Origin of the sequence: Massilia sp. CT11-108, assembly GCF_047302915.1 — a bacterium.
GTDB lineage: Bacteria > Pseudomonadota > Gammaproteobacteria > Burkholderiales > Burkholderiaceae_D > Telluria > Telluria orientalis.
This window is the reverse complement of the sequence record NZ_JBKYMO010000921.1, coordinates 1-1,312: the sequence shown is the minus strand read 5'-3', so window position 1 is coordinate 1,312 and position 1,312 is coordinate 1. Positions and strand designations below refer to the sequence as shown.

Genomic DNA, 1,312 nt, shown 5'->3' with positions numbered 1-1,312 from the left:
GTCTCGAACGCCGCGATCGGCTACCGCCAGCCGCACTGGCGCGCCGGCCTCGACTGGACGCACGCCCGCGGCCAGGACCGCCTCGCGGCGTTCGAGACGTCCACGACGCCGTCGTACAACCAGGTCAATGCCAATGTCTCGTACACGCAGAAGCTCGAACACGTCGATCTGACGTATTTCGTGACGGCAAAGAACCTGCTCAACGAAGACATCCGCCTGGCCACGTCGCTGCTGAAGGATATTGCGCCGCTGCCGGGGCGGAACATCACGTTCGGCGTGCGCGCGAAGTTCTGACGACCATCGGGGGCACGGGGAGCCCGCCGTAACGCGATGACGTATTGACGTCCCGTGCGCCACGCGGGCGGGACGTCCGTTATAGTCTTGCCATCAAGCCCCATCCCCTAGGCATCAGCTGTACGTTTGCCGCCGCAAATGGTCCTTCGGAGACATTTTGTTCTCCAGGTATCAACGGAGTTTCTCGCGCGGAAAATGTATTTTTTTTCATGGCCGTTCCAGCTTATGCATTTGCGCATAAAATGACCGCTTTCGGACTCGGAAGCGATCGGCATGGAAGCAGCGACGCGCGACTTTCATCTCCTCGGCAGCACCGGCGCCGTCCGCGCCGGTTACCACGTCCATGACTGGTCGGCGTCCCCACTCGGCCCGCCGGACCGCTGGAGCCCCGCATTGCGCAATGCGGTCAGCCTGATCCTCGAATCCGAATTCCCCATGTACCTCGCCTGGGGCCCGCACCTGGCGCTGCTGTACAACGCCGCCTTCATCCCTCTCCTCGACGGCACCCATCCCGCTTCGCTCGGCCGCCCACTGGCGCAGGTCTGGCCCGACCGCTGGCCCGGCCTGAAGCCGCTGGTCGAACGCGCCCTCGCGGGCCACGCCACGTACGGCGAGGACGTGCCGAGCCCGATCGACCGCAACGGCAAGCCGTACAACGCCTGGTTCACGCTGGCCTATTCTCCGGTGCGCGACGATGCCGGCACCGTGCGCGGCATGCTGTGCGTGACGAGCGAGACGACCCAGCGCGTGCAACTGGAGCGGCGCCACGCCGTGCAGCTGCAGGTGGTCGACAGCCTGCGCCGCCTGCACCACCCGTCCGACATCATCGAAGGGTCGTGCACCTTGCTCGGCAAGCATCTGGAACTCGAGCGCGCCTGCTATGTCGAAACGGACGAGGAAGACGGCAGCTTCGAAGTGATGCACGACTGGGCCCGCGACACGGGCACGCCTCTCATCGGCCGGCGCGCCCGCCTCGACGATTTCGGCCCGCAGGCGCTGGCCCTGCTGCGCACGGGTT

Annotated in this window: 1 protein-coding gene and 1 pseudogene; both read left to right on the top strand. The window is 65.8% G+C overall.

Features of this window, described 5'->3' with window-relative positions; genetic code table 11:
• Positions 1 to 294, top strand: a pseudogene (locus ACEN88_RS32005) (TonB-dependent receptor); the annotation flags it as partial.
• Between the two features lie 273 nt (positions 295 to 567).
• A partial coding sequence (locus tag ACEN88_RS32000) for a PAS domain-containing protein (RefSeq protein WP_413346221.1) occupies positions 568 to 1,312 on the top strand: 745 nt, incomplete at its 3' end.